Origin of the sequence: Arcicella rigui, from assembly GCF_034929435.1 — a bacterium.
GTDB lineage: Bacteria > Bacteroidota > Bacteroidia > Cytophagales > Spirosomataceae > Arcicella > Arcicella rigui.
Genome location: NZ_JAYFUM010000035.1, coordinates 1 through 21,634, shown reverse-complemented (window position 1 = coordinate 21,634; position 21,634 = coordinate 1). Strand labels below are relative to the sequence as shown.

Here is a 21,634-nt window from a genome sequence, read left to right as displayed (position 1 = left end):
GATAGCGTTGACCTTGACCTCTACGTGGGTCTGAAAGGCTTTTAAAAAAATCATTAATCTCCATTACAAAATATTATTTGGACAAAATTAATAAAATATCAGAACTTAACAACCCTGCTGCGGAGAGGGGTCGGGGGTGAGGTTAAGAATACTTTTTAAAAGAAATACCTTTTACCTTATTATATTGAAGACTATTTGTACCAAAAGCTATTTTGATATAAGTCTTAACATCCATAGCAATCTCTACCAAACCCGTCTTTTCTCCATATAATACTTGTTGTCTTTTTGCTCTTGCCAAATCTAAAGATACGTGGGCATTAATAACAGCGGTATTAGCTTGTTTTAATTCATTTATATACTGCAATAGATTAGGCACTTTCAAAGCCTCCTCATTAGGGTTATACTCTGCATGATTAGCCACTACTGATACCAAAGCCCCAAGATGTTCAATCAGATAATTAAAGCTTTGTTGTGAAGAAGAATTTGTTTTAGGTACAGTAGCTACACCATCAACCATAACAGGCTCAGGTTTTTCTGTGGCTCGTCTTCCTTGAATTTTACGTTTAAAAGACTTTGCTCCTTCCAACACGGCATCATCTACCCCAGAAATCAGCAGTGTATTAAAAATTTGTGTACTTAGCGGACGAATTTGATTAAATAGCTTTTTGCGGTTTTCTACTGCAATGTCATGAGCCGTAATGAGTGCCATCACTTCTGCCATTACCGTTCGAGCTTCGGTCAATAAAGTTTGTAGTTGTGGATATTTGAGGGCATCTCTGGAGGGATTATAAGTAGCACCCAAATTGGAACAATAAGTAATAAGGTTTTCGAAATTTGCGATGTTTGCAGCATTGCCGCCATCTTGTAGATTTGCCATGAGCATATTTGTTTAAGGTTGATAAAACAATAGATAAAAAGATAATTACTCAGCATTAGAGTAGTTAATATATGTTGAACTTATTATAGTGGCGTATCAGCTAATTTATTATTGACTGATTATTAGATAGTTGAATATAAAAATAAATATTTATAAAATAAAACGCTACTCAAGATTTTTTCAAAAAACTTATTTTATGGTAAAAATGATTGACAGCCATGATAATTGTTTACCGTATAATAAGTTTTTGGGAGATTTTTGTGATAGAAGTTTTGAAATGTTGGATGGATTAAAGTATTTGCGAGATAATTGCATTTGCAACAACTCTTGTTTTATATTAATGTGTTTGTAATGTAGTTTAGATTGTCAAAACACTTTTATAAGTGAAGGACTATGCTAAGTTCTATTAAATTGATTATCCATAATGAAAATAACAAAATACCACGCTAAATATTTTGCTTATGAACTTACAAGGCAATTGCCTTCTAATGATATTGGTAAATTAACTGCGTCTTTACAAGATGCTCAGGTAGATTTAAACCCTCATCAGGTAGAGGCTGCCTTGTTTGCCTTTAAATCTCCGCTGTCAAATGGGGCTATTTTAGCAGATGAAGTTGGATTAGGTAAAACAATAGAAGCTGGCATTATTTTATCTCAACAATGGGCTGAAAGAAAAAGAAAACTATTAATTATATCTCCATCCAATCTTAGAAAACAATGGAATCAAGAATTAGCCGATAAGTTTTTTTTACCTTCAACTATTTTAGAAACAAAATCTTTTAACCAAGAGCTAAAAAATGGTAATCTTAATCCATTTAACCAAAATGATTTAATTGTTATTTGTTCTTTCCAGTTTGCTAAAGCAAAAGCAAGCTATTTAGAACATACCAATTGGGATTTAGTCATTATTGATGAAGCACACCGCTTACGAAATGTCTATAAAACTTCCAACGTAATAGGCAATGCCATTAAAAACGCATTGTTACCCCGTAAAAAAGTATTACTTACTGCTACACCACTTCAAAATTCTATCTTAGAATTATATGGTTTAGTTAGTATTATTGATGAATATATATTTGGTGATTTAAAAAGCTTTAAAAGCCAGTACAGTCACCAATTAGAAGAACATGATTACTTAGAATTGAGAAATAGGTTGCAACCCGTTTGTAAACGAACTTTACGCAGACAGGTCTTAGAATATATCAGCTATACAAATCGTAGGGCTATAAGAGAAGAATTTATTCCTTTACCCCAAGAACAACAACTGTATGATTGGGTATCGGAATACTTACAACGCCCTCAATTGTATGCTTTACCCAACGGTCAAAGGCAATTAATGACTTTAATCCTACGTAAATTATTGGCTTCATCAACCTATGCTATACATGGAACTTTTGATACTTTGATTAAAAGGTTAGAATTAGTTCTGCAAAAACAAAACAATGATTTAATAGAAGAGATAGATGAGGATTTTGAATCTTTAGATGAAATTCAAGACGAATGGTTAAATGATGATGACTTGGTAGTGGAAGAAGCTATACTTTCAGAGGCAGACATAGAAGCTATAAAAAATGAAATTCAAGACCTTAAAAAATTTAGAGAATTAGCAAAGATAATCAACGTTAATTCTAAAGCAGAACAGCTTTTTAAAGCCTTAGATAAAGCGTTTGAGCAACTTAAAAAATTAGGTGCTAAAGAAAAAGCGTTGATTTTTACAGAATCAAAAAGAACACAAGATTATTTGTTAAGTATTCTTGAAGCACGAGGCTATAAAGGAAAAGTAATTCTCTTTAATGGGTCAAATAACGACCCTAAATCAAATGAAATTTATCGAAATTGGCTTAACACACATAAGGGTACTGATAAAATAACGGGATCTGCAACGGCTGACAAAAGAGCGGCAATTGTTGAATATTTTAAAGATGAGGCGACTATTATGATTGCTACCGAAGCAGCTTCAGAAGGCGTAAACCTTCAGTTTTGCTCGCTTGTTGTCAACTACGATATGCCTTGGAATCCTCAACGCATAGAGCAAAGAATTGGTCGCTGTCATAGATATGGACAAAAATTTGATGTCGTTGTAGTAAATTTTGTCAATATTAAAAATGATGCCGATATTAGAGTATATCAATTATTAGAAGAAAAATTTCAGCTTTTCAATGGTGTTTTTGGGGCAAGTGATGAAGTATTGGGAGCAATTGGCAATGGCATTGATTTTGAAAAAAGAATAGCCCAAATATATAATGAATGTCGGAATGAAGCTGAAATCAAAAAAGCTTTTGACGCTTTGCAAGAAGAACTAAAGCCTGCCATTACGGCTAAAATTCAAAATGTTCGTTCTACTTTGTTAGAAAACTTTGATGAAGCCGTTCGAGAAAGATTAAGAGTTGATTTTGAAAAATCAAAAGCCTATCTCAATACCTTTGAACAAAAACTATGGCGTACTACAAAATTCTTTTTAGAAGACTACGCTACATTTCATGATGATAATTATTCGTTTAGTTTGGTGAACAGCCCTTTTCCAGAAGATAATATCCATGCTGGACCTTATATGATATTAAGACCTGAAAAAGGTAAGAAAAAATCGGATATATACATTCCTGATGATACAAACATATACAGGATTGGTCACAAATTAGCTCAAAAAATATTAAAATCGTGCAAAGAAGAAGCAACTCCTGTTGCGGAAATAGTGTTTGATTATACCAATACGCCTACTCAAATTACTTTATTGGAAAAGTATATTGGTCAATCGGGCTGGTTACAAGTTCAGCACCTTGCTATCAGTTCTTTTGAACATGAAGACTATATCCTTCTGGCTTGTTTTACTGATGAAGGTGAACAAATTGACCAAGAAACCGCTCAAAGGCTGTTTTCGCTGTATGCTACTGTAAACCATAACATCGCTAAACCGACTGATGTAGCAATGAAAGCAAATGAGATGATTGAGCATCTAAAACATGAGCTTGTACACGAAAATGCCAATAGAAATCGTGATTTTTTTGATGTAGAAATGGATAAGCTTGACCAATGGGCAGACGATATGAAAATTGGCTTGGAAAGAGAAATCAAAGATTTAGATGCTGAGATTAAATTAAGAAAAGCAGAAGCCAAAAAATTACTTGACCTCAATGCGAAAGTAAAAGCACAACGACATATTAAAGAGTTAGAAAAAAAGCGAAGTGAAAAAAGGGAAGCATTGTTTTCTGCACAAGATGATATAGACGAAAAGAAAGAGGACTTACTTAGTAATATTGAAAAAATGCTTAACCAAAAAATTAAGCAAGAAGAACTATTTACCATCAAATGGGCAATTGTATAATATGAGTCATAAAAATCAATTACAGAAACTCGAACTCACGTGGATTGGCAAAGGCGAAGAACCTGCACTTGAGCCACGCATACTGATAGAAAACCCCGAGTACAGCTACGGCGACCTCAATAGCGAAAATATGCTTATACACGGTGATAATCTCCTTGCCTTAAAAGCCCTTGAACAGGACTATACTGGTAAAATAAAGTGTATTTATATTGATCCTCCTTATAATACTGGTAGTGCTTTTGAGCATTATGATGATGGTATTGAACACTCGCTTTGGCTTTGTTTAATTAGGGATAGACTAAAAATTCTAAATAAACTACTTGCAGAAAATGGTTCAATTTGGATATCAATTGATGACAACGAGTTTCATTACTTAAAAGTATTAATGGATGAAATATTTGGCAGGAATAATTTTATTGCAAATAATGTTTGGCAAAAAATCCATAGTACTAAAAATGACGCTAAGTATTTATCTGTAAATCACGAGTATGTCTTGGTTTATGCTAAGAATTATGAAAAATTAATACTCAACCTTTTGCCTCGGTCTGAGGAAATGGATAGTAGATATAAAAATCCTGATAATGATCCAAGAGGACCTTGGCAATCCGGTGATTTAGTTGCCAATGAAGAGAGAACAAATGGATATTATGATGTTATTAGTCCTTCGGGTAATATTTTTAATGTTCCCAAAGGTAAACACTGGGTTTATGCAGAAGACAGAATGAAGCAGATGATTTTAGAAAACCGAATTTGGTTTGGTGTTAAAGGTGATGCTTTTCCAAGAAAAAAAAGGTTTTTATCTGAAGTTCAAGAAGGAAGAAAGGGAAACACTTGGTGGGAAAGTAAAGAAGTCGGGCACAATCAAGAAGCAAAAAGAGAAGTTAAGGCATTAAATCCAAAAGATATTTTTGGAACCCCAAAGCCTGAGCGATTAATTGAAAGAGTTTTAAGTCTTGCAACGAATCTTGGCGACCTAGTTCTTGACTCATTTTTAGGTTCGGGCACAACAGCTGCCGTGGCCCACAAAATGGGCAGGCGTTGGATAGGTGTAGAGTTGGGCGAACACGCCAAAACACATTGTGTGCCTCGCCTAAAACAAGTAGTAGATGGCGAGCAGGGCGGTATCAGTAAAGCTGTTAATTGGCAAGGCGGTGGTGGTTTTAAATTTTATACCCTTGCTCCCAGTTTATTAAAACAAGATAAATTTGGTAATTGGGTGATTAGCGGGGAGTATAATGCCGATATGTTAGCAGCCGCTATGGCAAAACAAGAAGGGTTTAAATACCAACCTCATGCAAGTATTTATTGGAAACAAGGGCAAAGTTCGGAACAAGATTTTATTTTTACCACTACTCATTTCCTTACCGTAGAAGCGTTAGAAAGCATCAAAGAGGATATGCAAGCAGGCGAAACCTTGTTGATTTGTTGTAAAAGTTTCCAAAAAGAGTGTAAAGACAAATACAGTAATATTACCATCAAAAAAATACCACAAATGCTTTTGGGTAGATGCGAATTTGGTAAAGAAGATTACAGCCTAAACATTATCAATATGCCAGCAAACGAACAAGATTCAACGGATTTGACAGAAGAACAAAGTTTTAGAGATGAAAAAGTAAGTGTTCAGGAAATGTTGGATAAACGTAAGAAAGAAAAAAAGAAAAGAAATGATGCACCATCACTTTTTGATTAACCCTATCAGCCTTTTACATTAAAAACCTTGTTTAGACAAATATGAATCCAATTGCCAATAATATAAAACAACGCTTATCTTTAAGAGAACCCCTTCAAGATTCACTTGATATTGTAGCACAACTTACCCAAGCATTATCGCTAAACAAAGAAGTAGATTTAGCATCGGAATTAGAAAAAGTAAAAGCTCATTTCCCTACTTGTACAGATTTTGAAAGAGACTTTGTTTCCATTGCTTTTTCTATTGCGACAGGCGTAGGAAAAACCCGATTGATGGGGGCAATTGTAGCTTATTTATACTTACAAAATGACATTAAAAACTTTTTCATTTTAGCACCAAACCTTACGATTTATGATAAGCTCATTGAAGATTTTGGTAATCCAGCCTATCATAAATACGTTTTTAATGGTATATCAGAATTTGTGCATAACAGACCTGTCGTAATTACTGGTGATAATTACAGTAGCACTCAATTAAGTATAGATCAAGGAGGTGCAAATGTTCGTATCAATATTTTCAATATTGCCAAGTTTAATTCCGACAACAAAGGTTCTAAAAAAGATGGTGTTAGTTTAGCTCCTAAAATCAAAAGACTATCCGAATACTTAGGACAATCTTATTGGGAATATTTAACTGGTTTAGACGATTTAGTAATTCTAATGGACGAAGCACACCGCTATCACGCAGATGCTTCTAAAAACGCTATTAATGAATTAAAACCAATATTAGGCATAGAACTAACCGCTACACCATTTGATGAAAAAGGAAAACAATTTAAAAATGTAGTTTATGAATATTCTTTAGCACAAGCCCTATCAGACGGTAAGTTTGTAAAAAACCCTGCTATTGCCACCAGAAAAAACTTTCAAAAAGGCTCATTAACTGATAGAGAAGTTGAAATCATCAAACTGGAAGACGCTATCAGCATACACCAAGACACCAAAAACGAATTGGAAATCTATTCCAAAAGTAATGAAGTGAAATTGGTAAAACCATTCATTTTGGTTGTATGTAAAGATATAGCACACGCCAAGGAAATTTACGAACTAATCAACTCAGATACTTTTTATGATGGACAATACAAAGGCAAAGCTTTACAGATAGATTCATCTACCAAAAAAGAAGAAGACATAGAAAAGCAGTTTGTTTCATTAGAAAGTCCAGATAATGAAATAGAAATTGTAATCCATGTAAATATGCTCAAAGAAGGTTGGGATGTTACTAATTTATACACCATAGTGCCACTTCGTGCCGCTAATGCAGGTATTTTAATTGAGCAAACTATTGGTAGAGGTTTACGTTTGCCTTATGAGGGTAAACGTACAGGGGTAGATAAAATAGATAAATTGACAGTAGTTGCTCACGAAAATTTCAATGCAGTGATTGAAGCAGCTCAAGACCCTAATTCGGTATTAAATAAAATGAGTTTTGTAGAAATAGCCGAAGAAGATTTATCTACTAAAACCATTGTAGTTACTTCACAGCCCGTAATGGTGGAAACTTTTGTAAAGGAACAAGAGAAAATAAATGTCATTACCAACCCTCAAGATAAACAAAAAGCACAAAACAACTTAGATGCTAAAAAGGCAATTATCAATGCTTTGCCTAATTTTAATTCTTTACCTGAGGTTCGTAAGGTCGAAGATTTATGTAAGGAAGAAGTAAAAAGTCAAGTAATTAAGCAGATAGAGAAAAATCTATCCGAAGGGCAACTTAATATATTTGCCGCTCAAATTGTAGAAGAGGCCAAAGTAGTGTATGATGTAATGGTTTCAGAATATAAAAAGAACATTATTGAAATACCACGTATGGACTTAGTCCAAGGTGAAACAAGAGCCGAGTTTAAACATTTTGATTTAGATATTATTGAATTCAATTTTCAAGCTTTAGAGCAAGAAATTATTCGATTGGGTTTAAAAGATAAGCAAGTAGAAACACTTAAAGCAAAATCAAGCGGTTTGTATGGCAACCCTATTAAACTTATCATCTCGGAATTAATTGATTTTCCAGAAATTGATTATGATGAGAATGCAGATTTACTATATCATTTGGCTACTCAAGCCTATGAAGCTATAAAATCTAATATAAGTAACGAAGCAGAGTTACCGCAGGCAATCTTTCAGTTTAAAGCCACCATTGCTGAAAGAATTTACAATCAAATGAAGAAACATTTTATTTTGCACACTACAGGGTACAATAAACCAAATATTTTACCTTTCCAGAAAATAGAGCAATGGAGTTTTTCTTCATTGGTAAATGCGGGCTATAAAGATTACCGAGATATAGTAAGCCCAACTAACATGATTCCTAAATATGTATTTAGGGGTTTTGAAAAAGCTTGTCATTTTGAATATAAGTTTGACAGTAAAGCAGAACAAGATTTAGCATTTGTTTTAGAAAATGATACATCCGTTATCAAATGGCTTAGACCAGCCCCCAACCAATTCAGAATTTATTGGGATAACAACTCAAAAAGATACGAGCCTGACTTTATCGTAGAAACGGAACAGAGTATTTATATGCTTGAGGTGAAACGCTCAGACCAAATAGAAGAAGAAACGGTTTTAGCAAAAAAAATAGCAGCAGAACGTTTCTGCAAATACGCATCAGAATATACATCAGTTCATCAAGGTAAAAATTGGGAATATTTAATTTTACCTCACAATGAAGTCAGTAGAACCGTAAGTATGAAATATTTATCGACGATGTTTAAAGGTTAAAGTAATTAAGCCCTCACTGTTCCAAGTTAAAAACTTGGAACAATAAATCAAGTGCAGTCTCTGAATGCACAACAAGAACAAGGAACAGCAAAGATTGAATACCTTACTACTTCTATAATGTTCAGTTTGGTTGCAGTCGAAGACTGCTTTATGTTGGGCGTTCCAAGTTTTAAACTTAGAACAGCAAGGGGGTCATGCCATGAGTGATTGAACGAGATGAGCAAAGAATCAATTAATTTACTACAGTTAATATTTGTGACTAATATTTAAACACAAGCATAATATGGTTGTCATTGCAATTACTCTGTCTATACTCATGAATTTAGCTCCTAAATGGATGCTGAAAGAGAAATTTGAATCCTTAGAAAATAATTTCAGTTGGATAATTCCACTAACAAAATTATCAGGATTAGTCTTGAGTAGTGGCTTGGCATTCTTGTTGATATCGGGGGTTACGATATTAAGAAAAGATAGGTTTATTGAAAACAAAAATGCTATTTATGGACTCAAATTCAATAGTCAAATGAAAGAATTTGGGTTTCAGGATACCATGAAAATCATCGCTATTAATGGAAAAGAACCCGAAAGAGTATCTGATATTTTATCACATATATTTTTAGAAGACGGAAACATAGAAGTTTCAGTGGTGAAAAATGGCATCAAAAGTAAGATTTTACTAAATGATGATGATAAACATTCACTAATGGGTAGTTTGGAAACACCAGTGATAGCTCCGATAATGTATGATTCAAAGGGAGAAAATAAAATTATCATCACAACAAAAAACTATGGAATCTCCGAAGTATTATATAGGTTCGGGTATTTTTGGAATAAGGCTTGGTCGCTTATTCAACTGAATCCTGTTTTGAGAGGACCATTTGGAATAAAAAAGGTCTCAATATTTAGTAGTCCCAAATTCTATTTTTCAGGTTTGTTACTAACGCTTACCTTCACTGGAGTTTTGAATTTATTGCTTTTACCGGGCTTTAGTGTTGGGAATTTTATCATATCTGTCATCGAAACTTTGAGGAAGAAATTATATGGCAAAAAAAGTAAACGTTTAATCGAGTGGATTTTAATTTCTTTTACCACTGTTTGGTTACTGATAATAGTCGAATAAAACAGCAAATGATTTGTCGTAGAGATGAGGCAATGCCTCGTCTCTACATTTTTTCCATTGTCTCTCTATAATCCTCAGTTTGGTCGCAGTCGAAGAATGCTTTTTATCAGACAATTCCAAGTTTTTAAACTTCCTTGGAGACCCCGAAAAGCTCCACAACATGTCAATACTCTTTTTAACAATCCTTTCCAATCATTCCAAGAGTATTTACCTAAAAGCAACTCTCTGTATTATTTATACTGAAAGCCTATTTTTTGTAACACACTTACATATTTATAGTATAAAAATGTAAAATGAATAAATCTATCATCTATATTTACAACTCATTTACAAAGAATATAGCTATGATTATTAACTTCTGTGTTCAAAATTTTGGCTCAATAAAAGAGAAACAAACGTTGTCATTCGAGGCAGACAAGTCCAAACACTTAGAGGACTATTATATAATCAATGCTGTCAATGGGATAAGACTTTTAAAACTTGGGCTAATTTATGGGGCTAATGCTTCAGGAAAAACGAATGTATTAAAAGCCATTGATTTTTTAAGAAGCTTGGTTATAGAGCCAGAAAACAAAAAAACGAATGACTTGAGCTTTCATCCATTTTTATTTGATACGACTATCTCTAAGGCATCATCAATATTATCAATTGAGTTTATTCAAAATGATATTAGATACTTCTATGAAGTAGAATTTAATAAAAAAGCCATCCTAAAAGAAGAGCTAATTCATTTCAATCCAAACAGGTCTTCAATTTTTAAAAGAACGACCAATTTAGAGAATCAGTTTTCAAAAATAAAATTAGGAAGTAAAATAACAATTGATAGATTATCCCAAAAAAATTTAGAGTCAAACACACTTTGGAATAATACGGTTTTAGGAGGTTTTTTAAAGACCAATATTGAATTTAAAGAGTTAAAAGAGGTTACAGATTGGTTTTCTAACTTTTTACAACCAATCGTACACACGACAACAGAATTGGATGGGTATGTGACATCAGGTATTGATTCTTCCGTGATAAATAAGCACGTTGTTGTTAGTATTCTAAAAAAAGCAGATTTTAATATTTCTGATGTAATCATCAACAAAGAGGAAAAGGATATTCCTGTTGGTTTTATTGACTTTCTTGAAAAACAAGTAAAAGCTCCCATTGAAAAAGTAAATGAACTTAAAAACAAGGGGAAAGTCACTTCATTAAACATAGAATTTGAACATACAGTAAATGAAGAAAAATACAGTCTTGCTTTGGAACTTGAGTCACAGGGAACACAGAGGTATTATGGTTTTGCAGGTTTATTAAGTCAACTTATTAGTAGTTCAATTGCCATACCTATTGATGAACTCGAATCATCACTTCACCCAGATCTTTTTACTCATTTTCTTTTATCTTTTCTTATCAACTCCAAACAATCACAATTGATTGCAACTACTCATAACAGAGAGCTATTGAATAACAAAGATATTTTTAGAAATGATGCAATATGGTTCACTGAGAAAACTGAAAAGAGTTCTACTAATTTATACTCTCTTGCAGATTTTGACAGTTCTGTCATAAGAGATACCAGTAGCGTTTATAATGCCTATAAAATCGGTAAACTTGGAGCAGTTCCAAGTTTAGGCGATTACTTCATCGATACGGACAATGAGAACTAAAAGACATATAAAAGAAAAAAAGAAGTTCGCTATTGTGATTGATGGTGAAACTGAATACTGGTATTTTCAAATGCTTAAAAGAAATGAAAAGAGTATTGCAGTTGATATAGAGCCCAAAATCCCTCAAAAAAAGAAGCTTTCTGATCAGTATCAAAGTGTTATCGAACTATCCAAAAACTATGATAAAGTTTATTGGATAATTGATTTGGATGTCATTATAAGCGAGTCTTTATCTGTAAAAAAAGGTAACAAGAGGAGTATTGATACCTTTCTTGAATATAAAAAAATTATTGCAAAAAAATACAAAAATATTACTTTAATCATAAACCAGCCTTGTCTTGAGTTTTGGTTTCTTGTACACTTTGAAGCAACTACTCAGCAATTTTCAAACTGTGAAGAGGCTGGGAAAAAGCTCAAAAAATATTTACCTGATTATGAAAAAAGCAAAAAGTATTTCACCAAAAATGACCATGATATATACATTAAGTTAAAACCTCATTTGAATACCGCCTTTTCAAATGTAGATAAACTACCACTTTTTGACAGTGAAAACCTCAACAAAGGAACAAGTGAAATGGGGAAATTTTTTGAAGAGATACAACTAAAAAAAAGGCTATCATCGCCCAAGTAACAACACTCATACCACAATAATCAGAGTAATGACATTAGAATTGATAGTAGTTGTATATAACAATTAAGGAGTACGCTCATTCATGGCATGAGTGTACTTTCAACTCCAAACATTTCAGTACTCTTTTTACAATCCTTTCCAACCATTTCAAAATATTAAGCGTCTTTTGAACATCAATGAAGATTTTCAAACAATTTGCTTATGAAAACCATATCAATCATCACCCTCGTACTTTCTGCATTTTTGCTTTCTTGTCAGAAACAAAATGTTAGTCCTGCTTCTTCTGAACGTAATGCTTACAATGAAGAGCTTAAAGGTTCTTGGAAACTTGTTAGTGTGTTAATGGGCGACATCATGGATTTACCTTGTGGTACGAATACACCAAGCAGAGGCGACCTTAGCTTAATCGCTAATCTTGACTCTACGAGTACTTCGGGAAATGGATTTGTAATCAATGGACAATCGGCAGTAAACTTATACTTTGCTCATTTAGAAGTACTTAGCTACAACCAAGAAAAGCTTGAAGGTACTTTGAAAATTTCAAATTTGGGAAGTACAAAAATGGCTGGCACTTACGAAATGAATGCTTGTGAATCAAGATTTTTTAATATTCTTTCTGAGGCTAAAAATTATAGATTCATCAAGAGTAATGAAGGTAAAACAATACTTCATTTAGGAACTTTTAATAAAAACCCAATGCCAACTTATGATGCGGGTACATACTTAATTTTTGAAAAAGTAAAATAAGTTTCTTATCAAAATAGCCCTAATCACTTGATGAGGCTGTCCAAAAAGTTTTTATCGCCAAATATTATTCTGTGAAAGACCTCACCCCCAACCCCCTCTCCTGCTGAGAGGGGGCTTTTTTAGCTCCTAAAACTCCCCTCTCAGCAGGAGAGGGGTCGGGGGTGAGGTGACCGACGCTCGGTCTTTTTCCAAAGAATATTTGGTTGTTGCTTTCTTTTTGGACAGCATCTTTTTTGTGCCGTTTTATTTAGATTGTCTTTGCCAAAAAAAGTAAAAAGGTATTCCCGTAGCGATTAATGCTAAACCAGAAAGGGCTTCTTTGGGTTGATTGAACACCGTAACCATCAAAAGTGAAACACAGAAAAGTACAAAAAACAGAGGAAGATAAGGATAAGCGATTACTTTATATTTTCTTTCAATTTCTGGACTTTTAATTCGTAAAATGATTACCCCCAGAGCAGTACTTCCATAAAAAATAAAAGAAGAAAAAATTAACATATCCGTCAATTGGTCGAAACTTCCAGACCATATCAATACGATAGACCACAAGCCTTGAATCAAAATAGCAACATCAGGTGTTTTGTAAATCGGATGAATTGAAGAAGCTTTCTGGAAAAAAAGTTGGTCACGCCCCATCGCATAAAAAAGCCTTGCCGACATTAAAATTGTACTGCTGGTAGCGTTGAGTGTAGTGATCAAAATCAAACAAGCAATAAATAGCATTCCCGTTTTTCCTGCTATTTGGTTGGCTACTTCTACGGCTGCAATTTTGTTTGCATTCTGATTCAGTGTTATAAAGAAATCTATGGGTAAAATATAAGCAAAAACGGTATTCAACAATACATAAATCAAAATGACGATGCCTGTTCCAAAACCTAAAGCCAAAGGTAAATTCTTTTGTGGGTTTTTAATTTCTTCGCCAATGTATCCAATGTGATTCCAACCTTCGTAACCCCAAAATGCTCCTAAACTGGCAATTGCCATGGCTTTGAGTACGCCACCATTACTAAAATTTGCTGTATCGAAAGTGCTACTTTTTTGGGTTAGGTTTTCCCAACTTCCTACTGGAGATAAGAATCCAGCCAAAATAAAAATGGCTACTGCCCCAAACATGATATAAGTAAGCCAAGAGCTTAATCCTTCGGCAGCGGACAAACCTCTGAAATTGACGTAACTTAAAATAATGATAAGTAGAGATGCTAATAATTTAATCGAAAAGTTATCGAACAAAGCAAAACCTAATACTGAAAATTTGCTTTCGATAAGAGGAAGCGGTACTAAACTATTGAAAGATTGAGCAAAAATATAAGCAAGGGCGGCAATGGAAGCGGTTTTCATCACCGTGAAATTTCCCCAACCATACATAAAAGCAAAAAAGCGACCGTAGATTTTCTGAAAGTACTTGTACTCCCCTCCTGAATCTGGAAACATACTTGCCATTTCGGCAGTGGATAAAGCACCTGCCAAACTGATAAATCCTGCTAAAATCCAACATAAAATTACCAAAAGTGGTGAACCCAATTCAGCCGACATCGGAGCGATTTTCTTGAAAACACCCGAACCAACAATGACACTGACGACTAAAATAGTGGCGGCACGAAGCCCAATTTTGGGAATTAATTTTGTCATGATTTATGCGAGGATTTCAAAACCAAAACCTGCTTTATCGTTAATTTTCATCAAGCCATCTTCTATGCTAAAACCACCAGAAACCAAATCTTCGGCTAAATCGAAACTACCGTCGAGGTCTAGATAACGAGTATTGGGGCAACTATAAGCCACGTGTAAAGCAGCGGTAATACTGGCGATACTTTCATCATTACATCCCCAAAAAAGCTCAATTCCAGCATTTTGGGCAATATTGGCAATTGACAAAGCTCCCATAATTCCGCCACATTTCATCAATTTAATATTATATATTCCGAAAGGCTGAGGTTCTTGGCTGAATTTCAAGGCATATTTAGCATTTTTCATGGACTCATCTGCCGTTAATATTTTACGATCATCAGCGTCCAAAATCAATAAACCTTTTTCTTGTCCGACGGGTAAAGGCTGTTCTATTAATTCAATTTTTGCTTCTTTAGTTGCTGAAAGAAAATACTGTAAATCTTGAATGGAATAACCTTGATTGGCATCTACTCGGATAAGCATTTTGTTTTTATACAATTCATCCAAACGTAAAATTCTTTCAATATCTTCTTCTACGTCGATACCCGTTTTTACTTTCAAAATCTTAAAACCCAATTGAGCAAAGTTTTTTGCTTCTTCGAGCGTTTCTGCCACATTCATAATACCAATTGTTACCGAAGTAGGCAAAGCTTTTACTTTTTGTCCATAAAAAGAGGCTACCGAAACACCCAGATATTTACCAAAAGCATCATGCAAAGCAAGGTCAATGGCGGCTTGTGTGCCGGGAAGTAAGGCAAAATGTTGGTGACTTTCAAAAATAATTTGTTGAAAATGACGAATATCTCTCCCGACTAAATTCTCCACAAATTCCGTTTGAAGGTTTGCTAAAGTCTGCTCAGGACTTTCGCCAACTACTTCCTCCGCAGGACTTGCCGAACCTAAACCCACGATACCATTGGCTAAAGTAATTTCCAGAAAAACCAAGGCTACATCTGCAAAAGTATTGTAAGCAATGGTATAAGGTTTTGTTAAGGCTAATTTATTAATAAAAGGTCTAACGGCGATGATTTTCATGGTTGATTGATTTTAAAATGGGAATAATTCGCTCAACGCCTTCTTGAATCGGTAATAAAACAGGAATATGAAGCTCCGTTTCTAAATCTTTCTGAAAAGTTTTGTACTCTTCTTCGCTACATTCTTCGGTATTTAGGGCTATCGCAATTACTTTTGAACCCAATTTTTCAATCAATGCTATTTCAGATTGAACACTTGGGATTTCGCCCCAATGAGCATCGTTATCAAAGTATTTTCTTTTCGGGGCATGCACCAAAACGACAGATTTAGCATTGCCCGAAATTAAAAATTCAAAACCACAAGGACCACTCGGATTGCGTAGTGAAGATTGTCCTTCTAAAAGAATAAAGTCAGGATTGGTTTCTTTCTGACAAGTAAGAATGGCGTTTTCTAATTCACCCGACACAAAATCATTCAAGGTTGAATCAAAAATAAACCCATACTTTCCGCCTTGTAGCCAGCCAGTTTGTCCGGTATAAATCATTTGTGCATTCAAATTATCCGATTCACAAGCTTGGCGAATCAATCGGGCTGTTGTGCGTTTTCCCATGGCACAGTCCATGCCCAACACTGCAATGATTGGCGTGTTGAGATGCAATATTTCGCCCGTCCAAAAATGTAAATCTTTTCTACTTTTAGGTTTACGAATGTCGGTTAATGTTACACCATTTTCAGCCGCTAAAGCCACAAAATCAGGCTTTTCAACCAAGTACTCATGCAAACCATTGACGATAGAAATTTTATATTGAATCGCTTTTTTAATAATTTCAAGCATATCCACAGGCAAAACACCACCAACCGTTGCTACTCCAATAATTAAATAATTGATTTCTGTTAGATTTTCGACAGCCAATTCTAAAGATTCAAAAATCGGAATATTTCTATTTTTTCCATCCAATAATTCGCCCGCATCTTTCCCTGCGGTAGTTGCATCGTCAATTACTCCTACTATTTTATATCTTTCAGTTCCTCTGATGAGTCCATGAGCCGTTTTGGCATCACCTGTCATCAACAATCCGTTTGTTAATAATAAAGCTTTATTCATTGTTTTTAATGTAGGATGTTGAAAACATCAATTGTATTTTATAATTTGTTGTACTCAGTATTTATATATTTTGGATTGGGGATTTCTGATTTCGGATATTTCGACAAGCTTAATAAATCCGACATCTGAAATCCGAAGTCCGACACCCTAAACCTTAAATCCGAAATCTGAAATCCGACATCCGAAATCCATTCTCCTATTTTCTTTTAATCAATACGCCAGGACATTTGCCAGTCACCAGAAACGATTGATAAACGATTTGTCCATTCACCCAAACCTTTTCAATACCAGTCGAAAGGGCTTTCCCATACTGAATATTAGCATTATCAATCACTGTGTCAGGATTGAAAAGTACCAAATCGGCATAATTTCCATTCGCAATGATACCACGGTCTGAAATCCCCAGATGTTCGGCTGAAAGTCCTGTCATTTTATAAATGGCATTTTCTAAAGACATCAATTTTTGTTCACGGACATAACGCCCCAAAATTCTTGTGAACGTTCCATGTCCACGAGGATGACCACTCGAAGAACCATCAGAACAAAAATTAGTATATTGCCAATTCAAGAAATTAGAAACATCAGTATCGTCCATTGATTTTCCCATGATGGCTTCAATGCCTTCTTTAAAGTCTGGATTTTTCTCTTCAAAATCTGCCGCAATGGCTATCAAATTCATTAATGTTTGCGAAGGTTTTTCTTTTCTTTCCTCCGCAATGGCAGAAATCGTCTTTCCTGCATAATTTGGATTGGGAGCAAAACGAACCAAGACCGATTGAGCAGGGTCAAATAATTGGTTTACCGCAAATTCAGCACTGATGGGATTGGTATAATCTCGATTTGGAAAGAGTACTCTTAACGTAGAATTCCAGAAATTATAAGGATAACAATCGGCAGTAATGTCAACGCCTTCGGCTCTGGCTTTTTGTAACTGTGCCAATAATTGAGGCGATTTTCCCCACTGGTCTTTTTTTGCAATTTTAATATGTGAAATTTGTACAGGAATTTTTGCCGTTCTACCGATTTCAATAATTTCGTCGATGGCTTCTTCTAAATTAATGTCTTCACTTCTAATGTGGCTCATGTATCTTCCACCAAAATCTTTGACAATTTTTGCCAATTGCAATACTTCATCTCGGTTTGAGAAAAAAGCAGATTCGTATTCCAAGCCCGTATTCAAGCCCAAAGAACCCTTTTCCATTTCCTTTTGTAGCAGTACTTTCATTTGTTCAAGCTCGCTTGCTTTGGCGGTTCGGTACAAACTTCTTGCTCCTAATACATTGGCTCTGAGGGTAGAATGTCCCGTAAAAGAAGCAATATTTACTGCCACAGGTCTTTTTTTGAAGAAATTTTCTAAAGAATCCATCGAATAACTTCCACCATCTTGTCCAATCACAATCGTCGTAATGCCTTGACTTGCCGTGGGAATCGCCTGAGGTATTTTCTCTAAACCTCCAAAATGATGACTATGCGAATCTATAAAACCGGGAGCTAACACCATTCCTTTTCCATCAATCACGCTTTCGTTATTGAAGGCTTTTAAATTACCGATTTCCCAAATTTTATTATCTTTCAATCGAACAGATTCATGGCGTGCAGGTGAGCCAGTGCCATCAATCAATTTGATATTGGTAATCAATTGCGTTGTTGGAATGTGTAAAGTTCCCCCTGTTAGTATATCATTTAAGACTTTTCTAACAAGGGGATTAGTTGAGTTGCTGAGTGTAATAAAAGTCGTTTTATCTATTAAATTTCTATCAATGCTATTCAAAAAACCTACCCAACTACCAGTGTGTTGAAGTATTTTACCATCGTCTTTGATAAACCAGCCAAAACCATAAGGGTAAGTACTGCCATCATTTAGTTTTACAGGCGTAAAGGCTTCCTTTAAGGTTTGTTGACTAACTAATTTATTGGTATAAAGTGCTTGTTCCCATTTTAGTAAATCTTCGGCAGAGGAATAAACATTGCCATCGCCTACAACACCGTCTAAGCGAATGAGGTCGTTTAAGTAGTTTTGTCCGTTTTCACGCTTGAACCCGAAAACCCTCTGGCTTTTGGCTGCCAAAGGATTTTTCATGTTCAAGTAATAAATAAAAGTATTTGATAAATGGAGTGGTTGGGTGATATTTTTATTGAAAAAGTCTTCGACAGGCATTCCGCCAACTTTTTCGATGATTGAAGCCAATAAGACATAAGCAGTGTTGCAGTATTCCCATTTTGAACCAGATTCAAAATTAAGAGCAGGCTGAACATCTGCTAAAAGTTGGATTAATTTATCATTATTGAGGGTATCTAAAGTATTATTGTAGCGAATTGCCAAATCAAAATACTCAGGTAAACCAGAAGTATGCGTTAATAATTGCCGAATACTGATATTTTTGTAAGGGAAATTAGGCAAAAATTGTTGAACTTTATCTTTGTATTGTAAAAGGTTCTTTTCTTTCAATTGCATAATCATCATGGCAATAAATTGCTTTGAGATAGACGCAAGATTAAAAGAAGAAGCCGTACTTAGGGTTGTTTGTGTTTGAAGATTGGCAATACCCAATGCTTTTTGATACTGTACTTTTCCATTTTGTGCAATCAAAACTACGCCGTTGAACATGGCTTTTTCATGCAAAACCACCAAAGCAGAATCAAGTGTTTTTAGTTGATTCTTCGAAAGTTGTGAGTAAGACTGAATTGAAGCAAACCATAAAATAATCGTAATAAAAAGATTACTTAACTTAATTTTAGTGTTCATACGTTTAGAGTTTATGCTGAATACTTGTTATAAATTTAGTTTTTATTCTTTTAAATTAAAAATTATTCTTAAATTATAATAGAAAATGCTACTTTTTAAGTAAATTATGCTTAGTTTCTATTATTTTAAAATTGATTAAAAGAAAATTATGCTTGACAGAACAGACGTTCAAATACTTTCGCTTTTACAAAACAATGCAAAATTAACCATTAAGGAATTGGCAGAAGCCATGCATTTGACTACCTCTCCTATCTTTGAAAGAATCAAAAAATTAGAAAAAGAAGGAGTAATTGACGGCTACGTTGCCCTCGTGAATGCCGAAAAAGCCGGAAAAGGGCAAATTGTTTTTTGCAATATTTCTATGCCCGTTTACACTACCGAAAACATTGAAAGTTTTGAAACTTTAGTAAGAACCATGCCTCAAGTAATGGAATGTTATCATTTAGCTGGCGTGGTAGACTATCAGCTAAAAGTATGTGTGAAAGACATCAAGGAGTATGATGCTTTTTTGAAAGAATTAGCCAAAATTCAGATTATCAAAATCCATAGTAGTACAGTGGTATTACATGATGTAAAATATTCGACGGTAATTCCGCTCGACTAAAACAGCAAAATGAGTGATTTTAAAATCTTTCAGCATAAGTATTTATTTACATTGGCTAAGTTTGGACTAATACTAATTTTTGGATTAGTATTAGTCTTTCATTTGTGTGTTTTGCTGAATTTCGTACCAATTGATAGGGTTTGGGGTGGAAAAATTGCGGATACTACAAATATTTACCTTGTAGAATCCATTGCTTTAGGATTGGTCTTGATGATGTTAATGACCGTACTTTTAAAAACCCAAGTAATCAAAAACAGCTTTTCCCCTAAAACGCTTAGAAACATCCTCTACGCCATGCTTCTATTTTTTATCTTGAATACTGTTGGCAATTTACTTTCAGAAAATTCCATCGAAAAAATGGTAGCTGCACCAGTCACACTTCTCATTACTTTTTTGTTAATGGTTTTGGTGTTGTATCAACAAGATTAAGCTGATTTCTTCATTGGTCTCCTATCAATCAAATAGTACTTTTCTTTGAATATTTAAGAATTAAAAATTTGGCTTTTTTGCCTATCATTATTTTTAGTCCAGAAAATAAGAAGCCTTTATGCTCAAATTTTCAAGCTGAAACGATAAATTTAGCTTGGCTTAGATTATTTTTTGCAGTATATAAAGAATGTTTTGTCCATATCAAACAATATGATTTTTTATAGATAGTGAATGAAAAGGCTTTCGAGAATGTCTTGTATTTTTGTTTACTAAATATAATCCTTATGAAATACAAAATGCTGGTGTTGGACATGGACGACACTTTACTCAACGACAACCATCAGATTTCTGAAAGAAATAAAGCGATGATTCGTCAAGCTCAAGAAAAAGGTGTTTATGTGGTTTTAGCTTCTGGACGACCAACACCAGCAATGATTGACTACGCACAGGACTTAGATTTGCATACTTTTGGTTCATACATTGTTGCCTATAACGGCGGTGTAATTCTGGACATGAAAAGTGAAGAGGTTTTATTTGAACAAAGTATCAGCAAAGAGCATATTCACGAATTGTATGATTTTAGCGTAGCTCATAATGTACATATTTTAGCCTATCACGACGGGGCAATCATCACCGAGTCTGAAAGTGAATACATTGATTTGGAAGCTCGACTAACTGGAATGCCTTTGAAAAAAGTAAATAGTTTCAAAGCTGCCATTGATTCGCCTTCGGTAAAGTGCTTGATGTTGGAAGAACCAGATTATTTGGCAACAGTAGGCGAAAAATTGAAAGCACAAGTAAACCACAAAAGCATTACTACTTCAAAACCTTTTTTCTTGGAAATTATGCAATTGGGTATCGACAAAGCAGCGAGTTTAGCCCGATTGGCAGAGCGTTTGGGAATTGATGCCAACGAAATAATTGCCGTAGGAAATGCCAGCAACGATTTGTCGATGATAGAATATGCAGGCTTAGGCGTTTGGGTAGATAATGTAACACCTGAATTGCGAGATAAAGCAGACATCATCGTTGCCTCAAACAATGACGACGGCGTAGCAGAAGTAATTGAGAAGTACATTTTACCCTAAATCTTATTTAAACAATAACATTTACAGACATTTATAGAAATTAGCACGATTGATTGAAAATTAGTGTTTAACACCCCTAATAATCAACTGTTTACAAATAAAAAAGCGTTTGAAATTAATCTTTCAAACGCTTTTTTTATGATGAAGTCATCTTGACTTTTTAATTTTCTTAATTGCCATGATAATAAAAGCTATAAAGTTAAATCCCATCCAACTTGAAAGAGTTGTATCAAATCGATTTAACAAAGACCTATAACTAT

General features: G+C 34.4%; 15 protein-coding genes. 10 read left to right on the top strand and 5 right to left on the bottom strand.

From position 1 onward, the window contains the following. Nucleotides 1–142: 142 nt before the first annotated feature. Nucleotides 143–877, bottom strand: a complete 735-nt coding sequence (locus VB248_RS22245; RefSeq protein WP_323299048.1) for a hypothetical protein — start codon at nt 875–877, stop codon at nt 143–145. A gap of 424 nt (nt 878–1,301) precedes the next feature. On the opposite strand from VB248_RS22245, the gene VB248_RS22240 reads away from it, so the two are divergent. From VB248_RS22240 to VB248_RS22210, 7 genes are all read left to right on the top strand, one after another. Next, a complete protein-coding gene (locus VB248_RS22240) occupies nt 1,302–4,199 on the top strand; it encodes an SNF2-related protein (protein ID WP_323299047.1) in 2,898 nt (965 codons plus the stop codon). Nucleotide 4,200: 1 nt separating this feature from the next. Beyond that, nucleotides 4,201–5,889 carry a site-specific DNA-methyltransferase gene (locus tag VB248_RS22235; protein WP_323299046.1) on the top strand — a complete coding sequence of 563 codons (1,689 nt, stop codon included), beginning with the start codon at nt 4,201–4,203 and terminating at the stop codon, nt 5,887–5,889. 41 nt (nt 5,890–5,930) lie between these two features. Further along, complete coding sequence (locus tag VB248_RS22230) at nt 5,931–8,609, top strand: DEAD/DEAH box helicase (protein WP_323299045.1); 2,679 nt, start codon at nt 5,931–5,933, stop codon at nt 8,607–8,609. A 316-nt stretch (nt 8,610–8,925) separates the two neighbouring features. Then, nucleotides 8,926–9,729 carry a hypothetical protein gene (locus tag VB248_RS22225; RefSeq protein WP_323299044.1) on the top strand — a complete coding sequence of 268 codons (804 nt, stop codon included), beginning with the start codon at nt 8,926–8,928 and terminating at the stop codon, nt 9,727–9,729. Between the two features lie 293 nt (nt 9,730–10,022). After that, nucleotides 10,023–11,381 carry an AAA family ATPase gene (locus VB248_RS22220; protein ID WP_323299043.1) on the top strand — a complete coding sequence of 453 codons (1,359 nt, stop codon included), beginning with the start codon at nt 10,023–10,025 and terminating at the stop codon, nt 11,379–11,381. Continuing rightward, a complete protein-coding gene (locus VB248_RS22215) occupies nt 11,371–12,012 on the top strand; it encodes an RloB family protein (RefSeq protein WP_323299042.1) in 642 nt (213 codons plus the stop codon). Before VB248_RS22220 ends, VB248_RS22215 begins: the two co-directional genes overlap by 11 nt. A 201-nt stretch (nt 12,013–12,213) precedes the next feature. Further along, on the top strand, nt 12,214–12,759 hold the full coding sequence (locus tag VB248_RS22210) for an META domain-containing protein (protein WP_323299041.1): 546 nt from the start codon (nt 12,214–12,216) through the stop codon (nt 12,757–12,759). A gap of 243 nt (nt 12,760–13,002) precedes the next feature. Here the strand turns inward: VB248_RS22210 and VB248_RS22205 are convergent, their stop codons facing one another. The 4 genes from VB248_RS22205 to VB248_RS22190 all read right to left on the bottom strand — a co-directional run bounded on the left by VB248_RS22205 (nt 13,003) and on the right by VB248_RS22190 (nt 19,253). Beyond that, complete coding sequence (locus tag VB248_RS22205; protein WP_323299040.1) at nt 13,003–14,388, bottom strand: APC family permease; 1,386 nt, start codon at nt 14,386–14,388, stop codon at nt 13,003–13,005. Nucleotides 14,389–14,391: 3 nt separating this feature from the next. Beyond that, nucleotides 14,392–15,462: a mandelate racemase/muconate lactonizing enzyme family protein gene (locus VB248_RS22200; protein WP_323299039.1), complete on the bottom strand. Its 1,071-nt coding sequence runs from the start codon at nt 15,460–15,462 to the stop codon at nt 14,392–14,394. Continuing rightward, entirely contained in the window at nt 15,443–16,507 is a 1,065-nt protein-coding gene (locus VB248_RS22195) for a DUF1611 domain-containing protein (protein WP_323299038.1), read from the bottom strand. Before VB248_RS22195 ends, VB248_RS22200 begins: the two co-directional genes overlap by 20 nt. 196 nt (nt 16,508–16,703) lie before the next feature. Beyond that, nucleotides 16,704–19,253 carry a serine hydrolase gene (locus tag VB248_RS22190; RefSeq protein WP_323299037.1) on the bottom strand — a complete coding sequence of 850 codons (2,550 nt, stop codon included), beginning with the start codon at nt 19,251–19,253 and terminating at the stop codon, nt 16,704–16,706. Between the two features lie 148 nt (nt 19,254–19,401). Between VB248_RS22190 and VB248_RS22185 the strand changes: the two genes are divergently transcribed. The 3 genes from VB248_RS22185 to VB248_RS22175 all read left to right on the top strand — a co-directional run bounded on the left by VB248_RS22185 (nt 19,402) and on the right by VB248_RS22175 (nt 21,374). Next, a complete protein-coding gene (locus VB248_RS22185; protein ID WP_323299036.1) occupies nt 19,402–19,857 on the top strand; it encodes an Lrp/AsnC family transcriptional regulator in 456 nt (151 codons plus the stop codon). A 9-nt stretch (nt 19,858–19,866) separates the two neighbouring features. After that, complete coding sequence (locus VB248_RS22180) at nt 19,867–20,286, top strand: hypothetical protein (protein ID WP_323299035.1); 420 nt, start codon at nt 19,867–19,869, stop codon at nt 20,284–20,286. A 284-nt stretch (nt 20,287–20,570) separates the two neighbouring features. After that, entirely contained in the window at nt 20,571–21,374 is an 804-nt protein-coding gene (locus VB248_RS22175) for a Cof-type HAD-IIB family hydrolase (protein ID WP_323299034.1), read from the top strand. Nucleotides 21,375–21,634 lie beyond the last annotated feature (260 nt).

Bases quoted from the DNA above. Each gene is read 5' to 3' on its own strand.
- VB248_RS22215 (WP_323299042.1), top strand. From the start codon at position 11,371: ATGAGAACTAAAAGACATATAAAAGAAAAAAAGAAGTTCGCTATTGTG.
- VB248_RS22175 (WP_323299034.1), top strand. From the start codon at position 20,571: ATGAAATACAAAATGCTGGTGTTGGACATGGACGACACTTTACTCAAC.
- VB248_RS22230 (WP_323299045.1), top strand. From the start codon at position 5,931: ATGAATCCAATTGCCAATAATATAAAACAACGCTTATCTTTAAGAGAA.
- VB248_RS22205 (WP_323299040.1), bottom strand. From the start codon at position 14,388: ATGACAAAATTAATTCCCAAAATTGGGCTTCGTGCCGCCACTATTTTA.
- VB248_RS22240 (WP_323299047.1), top strand. From the start codon at position 1,302: ATGAAAATAACAAAATACCACGCTAAATATTTTGCTTATGAACTTACA.
- VB248_RS22245 (WP_323299048.1), bottom strand. From the start codon at position 877: ATGGCAAATCTACAAGATGGCGGCAATGCTGCAAACATCGCAAATTTC.
- VB248_RS22185 (WP_323299036.1), top strand. From the start codon at position 19,402: ATGCTTGACAGAACAGACGTTCAAATACTTTCGCTTTTACAAAACAAT.
- VB248_RS22225 (WP_323299044.1), top strand. From the start codon at position 8,926: ATGAATTTAGCTCCTAAATGGATGCTGAAAGAGAAATTTGAATCCTTA.
- VB248_RS22190 (WP_323299037.1), bottom strand. From the start codon at position 19,253: ATGAACACTAAAATTAAGTTAAGTAATCTTTTTATTACGATTATTTTA.
- VB248_RS22235 (WP_323299046.1), top strand. From the start codon at position 4,201: ATGAGTCATAAAAATCAATTACAGAAACTCGAACTCACGTGGATTGGC.
- VB248_RS22195 (WP_323299038.1), bottom strand. From the start codon at position 16,507: ATGAATAAAGCTTTATTATTAACAAACGGATTGTTGATGACAGGTGAT.
- VB248_RS22180 (WP_323299035.1), top strand. From the start codon at position 19,867: ATGAGTGATTTTAAAATCTTTCAGCATAAGTATTTATTTACATTGGCT.
- VB248_RS22210 (WP_323299041.1), top strand. From the start codon at position 12,214: ATGAAAACCATATCAATCATCACCCTCGTACTTTCTGCATTTTTGCTT.
- VB248_RS22200 (WP_323299039.1), bottom strand. From the start codon at position 15,462: ATGAAAATCATCGCCGTTAGACCTTTTATTAATAAATTAGCCTTAACA.
- VB248_RS22220 (WP_323299043.1), top strand. From the start codon at position 10,023: ATGAATAAATCTATCATCTATATTTACAACTCATTTACAAAGAATATA.